Source organism: Neobacillus sp. KR4-4 (assembly GCF_042136325.1).
Classification (GTDB): domain Bacteria; phylum Bacillota; class Bacilli; order Bacillales; family Cytobacillaceae; genus Neobacillus.
Window position 1 is genome coordinate 127,431 of sequence record NZ_JBHHJU010000015.1, and the last position, 7,778, is coordinate 135,208.

Here is a 7,778-nt window from a genome sequence, read left to right on the forward strand (position 1 = left end):
TTGGGGGAATTTTCATGCCATTAATTATAGTTGCAATTGGGATTATAGCATTACTGATTTTAATCATGGGCTTTAAATTAAACACCTTTGTTTCACTTATCATTGTCTCATTCGGTGTGGCCATTGCACTTGGAATGAAACTAGATGAAATCATCGCAACAATTGAAGCTGGGCTAGGCGGGACACTTGGACATATAGCACTCATTTTCGGGCTTGGTGCAATGCTTGGTAAATTAGTTGCAGATTCAGGAGGAGCGCAGCGGATTGCGATGACTCTTGTTAATAAATTTGGTGAAAAGAATATTCAGTGGGCTGTAGTGGTCGCATCATTCATTATCGGAATTGCTTTATTCTTTGAAGTAGGATTAGTTTTATTAATTCCAATCGTATTTGCGATTTCTAAACAATTAAAGGTTTCTATTCTATTTCTTGGTATTCCAATGGCAGCAGCTTTATCTGTAACACACGGATTTTTACCTCCACATCCTGGACCAACAACCATCGCAGGTGAATATGGCGCAGATATTGGGGAAGTATTACTTTACGGCTTTATTATTTCCATTCCAACTGTCTTTATTGCTGGACCTTTGTTTACAAAGATAGCGAAAAGATTGGTTCCTGCATCCTTTACGAGAACTGGAGATATCGCCTCTTTAGGTGAGCAAAAAACATTCAAAATGGAAGACACCCCTGGATTTGGAATCAGTGTATTTACTGCAATGCTTCCTGTAATTCTAATGTCGATCGCTACAATTATTACTTTGCTTCAAAAAACAATGGGATTTGCAGATAACACTTTACTTGCCATTATCCGTTTTGTCGGCGGTGCATCGCCTGCCATGGTGATCTCGTTATTATTCGCTATTTATACAATGGGGTTAGCAAGAAATATTCCTATTAAAACAGTGATGGATTCTTGTTCAACAGCCATCTCACATATTGGGATGATGCTATTAATTATCGGTGGCGGCGGTGCCTTCAAACAAGTATTAATTAATGGTCATGTAGGAGACTATGTAGCTGAATTATTTAAAGGTACTTCATTATCACCAATTATTCTAGCATGGATCATCGCAGCTATTTTACGTATTGCCTTAGGATCTGCGACAGTTGCTGCTTTAACCACTGCTGGGTTAGTGATTCCAATGTTAGGTCAAACAGACGTGAACCTTGCCTTAGTCGTCCTAGCCACTGGAGCGGGTAGTTTAATTGCCTCGCACGTTAACGATGCCGGTTTCTGGATGTTTAAAGAGTATTTTGGTTTAACCATGAAAGAAACATTTGCAACCTGGACATTACTTGAGACAATCATTTCCGTTTGTGGTTTAGGTTTTATTTTAATACTAAGTTTATTTGTTTAAGATAAAGCCAATAGTGGGGGATTTATGTTCCCCACTATTGGCAGTTTAAAGGAGAAGAAAGTGAAATGGACAATACAATTGGAGTTATTGGATTAGGTGTAATGGGCAGCAATATTGCCTTAAATATGGCAAACAATGGTGAAAAAGTAGCGGTCTATAATTACACGAGGGATCTCACAGATAAACTTTTACATAGAATTGACGGTGAAACGATCGCCCCGTATTACGACGTACAAAGTTTTGTTCAATCCTTGGAAACCCCTAGGAAGATCTTCCTTATGGTGACCGCTGGGGCAGCCATCGATTCAGTGATTTCATCGTTAGTTCCTTTTCTTGAGCCTGGGGACATTATTATGGACGGCGGGAACTCCCATTATGAAGATACGGCCAGAAGATATGAGGATCTGAAGTCGAAAAAAATTGAGTATTTAGGGATTGGCATTTCTGGTGGAGAGGTTGGCGCTTTAAATGGTCCTTCGATTATGCCTGGCGGGGAGAAAGATGCTTATGAAAAAGTAGCGCCCATCCTCACCAAAATAGCGGCCCAAGTAGATGGTACCCCATGTTGTACATATATTGGTCCAAAAGGTGCAGGGCATTTTGTGAAAATGGTCCACAATGGCATCGAATATGCTGATATGCAATTGATCGCTGAAGCCTATACCTTTTTAAGGGAAAGATTACAATTATCTGTGAATGAAATTGCCGATACCTTTGAAAAATGGAATCAGGGTGAACTGAAAAGCTACCTTATCGAAATCACAGCCGAAATTTTAAAGAAGAAGGATGAAAAAACAGGCCTGCCATTGATAGATGTCATTCTTGATAAAGTAGGGCAAAAAGGGACGGGTAAATGGACAAGTATGCAAGCTATCGATAATGGGATTCCCTTATCCATCATTACGGAGTCATTATTCTCCCGTTATGTATCATCTTTAAAAGAAGAACGTGTTTTTGCAGAAGAAATTTTAGCTGGACCGGAAGTGGAGCTGTCAATAGAAGATAAAGATTTGTGGATTGAGCATATAAGACAGGCTTTATATATGGGTAAAGTTTGTGCCTATGCGCAAGGGTTTACACAATATAAAATGACCTCTGACCTCTATGACTGGAACTTACCATTGGAGGAAATTGCACTTATTTTCCGCGGCGGGTGTATCATTCGTGCTGAGTTCTTAAACGTAATAAGTGAAGCCTATCAAACACAAGCAAATTTGAAGAATTTATTAATTGCTCCTTTTTTCGCTGAAAAAGTAAAAGAGTATCAATCAGGTTTAAGGAAAATCGTATGTGAGGGAATTAATTCTGGAATCCCCTTTCCTTGCTTAAGTGCTTCCCTTTCCTATTTAGATAGCTATCGAAGAGGCCATTCCAATGCCAGCCTTTTACAGGCTCAACGGGATTATTTCGGTGCCCATACCTATGAGCGAATCGATATGGATGGTGTTTTTCACACTGACTGGAACTAATCTTTAATCAATCACAAAGTCCTATACTCGTTATTGAGTATAGGACTTTGTTCTATTTTTAGATAGAGTGTGAATAGAATGAAACGAAAGGATTATGGAAAGAAAAACCAACTAATTATGGGAGGGATTTTATGTCAACATCAAGAATACTGAAATGGGTTTCAGGTGGGCTTGAAGCATTACTAGGAATTCCTGTACTTGGAGGTACGATCGTTATCAGTCTTGTATGGACCCCTCTAGCAATTATGTTAATATTACATATTGTTACGTTGGTGATTACCAAAAAAGAGGGCAGCGGGTCCATTACAGGTAGTGTCCTTGGAATCATAACTTCATGTATAGGCTGGATTCCGTTTGTAGGAATGGTTATGCATATTATCTCTGCAGTTATTCTAATGGTTGATGCAGCTAAGGCAGAAGGCAATCAAGCAGGAAGCTAATCTTCCTGCTTGATTGCCTCACTATGTATAAAACCTCTCAAACCTACTCCCCCTGTAAAAATCAGATAGGAATACTAACAGTAATCTTATCTGATTTTCACTGATTAAACTATACTATTAAATGGAATAATCTTGGGGGATAAAGACTTTTAATTGTTGCGGCTTTACAAACACTTCTTCTCCTGTCTTTAGATTGAGGCTGCGAAATTGCTCCTTTCTTAATTCCACTTCTAGGTAGTCCCCATTATCCTTTCGAATCAGTTCAAGTTGGACAGCTGCCCCAACTAAATGAATATAATTAATTTTGGCAGAAACTGAATCCTGGCTGGCTTCCCTTTCGATACTAATATCATGCGGACGAACATAACCAACTGCCTCGGTATTCTCTATCTCCGAAAATTCTGGGGCATCGACTTCAAAATGCCCATTCCGTAATTTCCCGTTATGCAGACGGCCTTTAAACAAATTCACATTTCCTAAAAAGTGATAGACAAAAGGACTGTTTGGATTTTCATAAACCTCTTCTGGTGTTCCAATTTGCTCAATCTTCCCTTCATTCATCACGACCACACGATCGGCAACATCCAGCGCCTCCTCTTGGTCATGGGTCACAAATATACTGGTAATCTGATAATCATCATGAAGTTTTCTTAACCATCTGCGAAGATCTTTCCGGACCTTAGCATCTAAGGCTCCAAATGGTTCATCTAACAATAGCACCTTAGGCTCCACCGCTAATGCCCGTGCTAATGCGACCCTCTGCCGTTGACCCCCAGACAAATTGGATGGATATCGATCGGCAAAGGCCTCTAGTTTTACTAACTTTAGTAATTCCATGACCTTTTCTCTTATTTCGTTTTTGGAAGGCCGTAATTTTCTGGGCCGCACTTTTAATCCATAAGCAACATTATCAAAAACAGTCATTTGGCGAAACAAAGCATAATGCTGAAAGACAAATCCTACTTTTCGTTCCTTTGTACTGATATGCGTAATGTCTTCTTCCCCAAACAGAATCGCACCTTGATTGGCTGCTTCTAAGCCCGCGATAATCCTCAGCAGCGATGTTTTTCCAGAACCAGACGGACCAAGCAGTGCGACGAGCTCCCCCGTTTGAATATCAAGATTTATTTGATCAAGAGCTTGGAAATTTCCAAATGATTTTGAGATATTTTGGATTTGAATACTCATCTTAATGCGCTCCTTCTTCTGATTCAAATGACTTTCTAGCTTTCCACTCAATGAAATTTTTTACAATCAGTGTAATGATGGCAAACAATGACATTAAGGAAGCCACCGCAAAGGCTGCGGAAAATTGATACTCATTGTATAAAATTTCGATATGAAGCGGCATCGTATTGGTCAGGCCCCGGATATGTCCCGAAACAACCGATACTGCCCCAAACTCTCCAATCGCCCGCGCACTGCAGAGAATAACCCCATATAAAAGTCCCCACTTAATATTCGGTAAAGTTACTAAAAAGAATGTTTTCCAGCCGCTCGCCCCCAGCGTCAGAGAAGCTTCTTCATCGGCCGTTCCCTGGGTTTGCATTAATGGAATCAGCTCCCTGGCGACGAATGGCAGTGTCACCAAAAGCGTGGCCAGCGCAATTCCTGGTACTGCAAAGATGATTTTGATATTATGATCAATTAACCATTGTCCAAATAAACCATGGGCACTAAATAATAAAACAAACACCAATCCCGCAATCACTGGGGAAATGGCAAATGGAAGATCAATAATCGTAATCAATAGACTTTTCCCCTTAAAATTGAACTTGGTAACCGCCCATGCCGCAGCGACTCCAAAGATGGCATTTAGGGGAACAGTAATTAAGGTAATTATTAGTGTTAGCTTAATAGTCGATAATGCGTCTGGATTGCTAATAGCCTCTAGAAAAACTGCCGCCCCTTTATCAAAGGCTTTGATAAAAATAGCAACCAGTGGCAACACCAAAAACAACCCTAAGAATGCTAAAGCGAGTGTGATGAGTACCCAGCGCACAAGGCGTGGTTCAGAGTTGCTGGACGAAGCTTGGACCGGTGCTGTTGAATACTGCAATGAGACATTTCCTGCCATAAGGACCTCCTTCTAGACCTGTTCTTTTTCATCTGTAGTTTGCTATTTTTAGATTCGCTGATAGAACTGATGAATTCGCTGATAGAACCGGTAAATTCGCTGATAGAATCAGTAAATTCACTGATAGAACCGGTAAATTCGCTGATAGAATCAGTAAATTCGCTGATAGAACCGGTAAATTCGCCGATAGAACCGGTAAATTCGCCTTCCTCAAAATCAATTAAAATACTAAATAAATTTCCGATTCGTCCACCACTGCAATACGTTAATAATAAGTAAGGTCGTGAAAGAAAAGATCAACATCACGGCCGCAATGGCTGTTGCACCTGCATAATCATACTGTTCTAATTTCGTCATGATTAAAAGTGGGGTAATCTCTGTCCGCATCGGCATATTTCCTGCAATAAAAACTACCGAACCGTATTCCCCTAGGGCCCGCGCGAAGGCGAGCGCGAAACCAGTCAATGCAGCCGGCATTATTTCTGGAAATATTACTTTTACAAATGTTTGTGAACGGTTTGCCCCTAAGCTTGCCGATGCTTCTTCTATTTCTTTCTCCAAGCTTTGCAAGACGGGCTGGACGGTACGTACCACAAAGGGCAGACCAATAAAGGTTAATGCCAGTGTAATTCCGAGCGGAGTAAACGCCACCTTAAAACCTAAAAACTGTCCAATCCAGCCATTCTCTGTATACAATGTCGTTAAGGCAATTCCAGCAATGGCTGTTGGCAGGGCAAACGGCAAATCGACTAGTCCATCAATAATTCGTCGGCCCGGAAATGGATAACGGACTAGCACCCATGCGATTAATACGCCAAAAATAACATTAATAAACGCGGCGGAAAACGCTGCACCAAAGCTCAATTTATAGGAGGCAACCACCCTCGGATCTGAAATCGTCCCCCAAATTTTTGACCACTCAACTGTCACTGAATTAATAAAAATCATTGATAATGGCAGAATAACAAGAATGCTTATATAAAACATCGTAAACCCTAACGACAGGCCGAATCCCGGCAGAACACTATTTCTTTTCATTTTCATACTTGCTAAACGAGCCATGAGGTTGACCCCTTCCAAATAATATACATGTAGGGCGCCCTCCATCACACTTGATAGAGGACACCCGTCCCACTGAACAACTTTTACGGCTGGTAAATCTGATCAAACGTTCCGCCATCACTAAAGTGCGTCTCTTGTGCTTTTTTCCATCCCCCAAAATCGTCGTCAATGGTCACTAGATTAATTTTTGGAAAGACATCTGCATATTTATCAAGAATCGTTTGATTGCGAGGACGATAATAGTTCTTAGCGATTATTTCCTGTCCCACATCACTGTATAGATAGTTCAAATAGGCTTCAGCCACCTCTTTTGTTCCCTTTTTCTCGACGTTCTTATCCACAACTGCAACTGGTGGTTCGGCAAGAATACTGATGGATGGGACGACAATCTCAAACTTGTCTTTTCCTAATTCATTTAGGGTCAAGAAGGCTTCGTTCTCCCAGGCAACCAAGACATCACCAATTCCTCTTTCCACGAACGTCGTAGTTGCGCCGCGGGCTCCAGAATCTAAAACTTCTACATTTTTATATAGTTGGCTCATAAATTTCTTAACTTTCGTTTCATCACCATTAAATTTATCTTTTGCATAGGCCCAAGCAGCTAAGTAATTCCAGCGGGCACCACCTGACGTCTTTGGATTCGGGGTGATGACGGAAGTACCTTTTTTCGTTAAATCGTCCCAATCCTTAATTCCCTTAGGATTTCCCTTTCTAACAAGAAACACAATCGTCGACGTATATGGTGTGGAGTTATCCTTTAGGTTCTTCTGCCAATCCTTAGAGAGTAAGCCTCCTAGATTCGCAATTTCATCAATGTCATAGGCCAATGCTAATGTCACCACATCTGCCTCAAGTCCATCGATAACGGCACGGCCTTGCTTCCCAGAACCGCCATGTGATTGTTGAATCGTCACTTTTTGCCCTTTTTCGTTTTCCCAGTACTTAGTGAATTCTCCGTTAAATTCTTCATAAAGTTCTCGTGTTGGGTCATATGAGACATTCAATAATTGGACAGGTTCCTTCGTTTTTGCAGCTTCTTGTTTGGTTCCTCCATCCTTTTTCTCAGAACTTTGGTTGCTTGCCTGTGTACCGCATCCGGCCAAAATAAGAGCGATTAGAATAAGTACAGTTGTGAATTTGTAAGTTATTTTCATTAGTAATTTCCCCCTTTTTTTAAACAAAAGGCTGTGTTAAACTTGTCTGTTGATTTCCGTTCCAGACACTTCGCTTTCCGCGGGCGTGCCGGGGAGCCTCCTGATATGAACGAAACTGTCAAGGCTCCCTACTTAAACTCGGTTTTGGTTTATTTTTGACCAACTCTAAGAAGAGAAGCTATTTTCGCTTCTTCGCTTACTTGGTTAGATAGGTA

The 7,778-nt window shown here is 40.9% G+C and carries 7 protein-coding genes; 3 read left to right on the top strand and 4 right to left on the bottom strand.

Annotated features, from left to right (window positions below; genetic code table 11):
• Positions 1 to 14 precede the first annotated feature (14 nt).
• From ACE198_RS16495 to ACE198_RS16505, 3 genes are all read left to right on the top strand, one after another.
• Positions 15 to 1,361 carry a GntP family permease gene (locus ACE198_RS16495; protein ID WP_375376275.1) on the top strand — a complete coding sequence of 449 codons (1,347 nt, stop codon included), beginning with the start codon at positions 15 to 17 and terminating at the stop codon, positions 1,359 to 1,361.
• Between the two features lie 65 nt (positions 1,362 to 1,426).
• Entirely contained in the window at positions 1,427 to 2,830 is a 1,404-nt protein-coding gene (gnd, locus tag ACE198_RS16500; RefSeq protein ID WP_375376276.1) for a decarboxylating NADP(+)-dependent phosphogluconate dehydrogenase, read from the top strand.
• 131 nt (positions 2,831 to 2,961) lie between these two features.
• A complete protein-coding gene (locus ACE198_RS16505; protein WP_375376277.1) occupies positions 2,962 to 3,270 on the top strand; it encodes a hypothetical protein in 309 nt (102 codons plus the stop codon).
• A gap of 117 nt (positions 3,271 to 3,387) precedes the next feature.
• On the opposite strand, the gene ACE198_RS16510 is transcribed toward ACE198_RS16505, so the two are convergent.
• From ACE198_RS16510 to ACE198_RS16525, 4 genes are all read right to left on the bottom strand, one after another.
• Positions 3,388 to 4,458, bottom strand: a complete 1,071-nt coding sequence (locus ACE198_RS16510) for a sulfate/molybdate ABC transporter ATP-binding protein (RefSeq protein WP_375376278.1) — start codon at positions 4,456 to 4,458, stop codon at positions 3,388 to 3,390.
• A gap of 1 nt (position 4,459) precedes the next feature.
• On the bottom strand, positions 4,460 to 5,347 hold the full coding sequence (gene cysW / locus ACE198_RS16515) for a sulfate ABC transporter permease subunit CysW (RefSeq protein WP_375376279.1): 888 nt from the start codon (positions 5,345 to 5,347) through the stop codon (positions 4,460 to 4,462).
• Positions 5,348 to 5,575: 228 nt separating this feature from the next.
• On the bottom strand, positions 5,576 to 6,409 hold the full coding sequence (gene cysT, locus ACE198_RS16520) for a sulfate ABC transporter permease subunit CysT (RefSeq protein ID WP_375376280.1): 834 nt from the start codon (positions 6,407 to 6,409) through the stop codon (positions 5,576 to 5,578).
• Between the two features lie 83 nt (positions 6,410 to 6,492).
• Positions 6,493 to 7,563, bottom strand: coding sequence for a sulfate ABC transporter substrate-binding protein (locus ACE198_RS16525; protein WP_375376281.1), 1,071 nt, complete (start codon positions 7,561 to 7,563; stop codon positions 6,493 to 6,495).
• Positions 7,564 to 7,778: the final 215 nt, after the last annotated feature.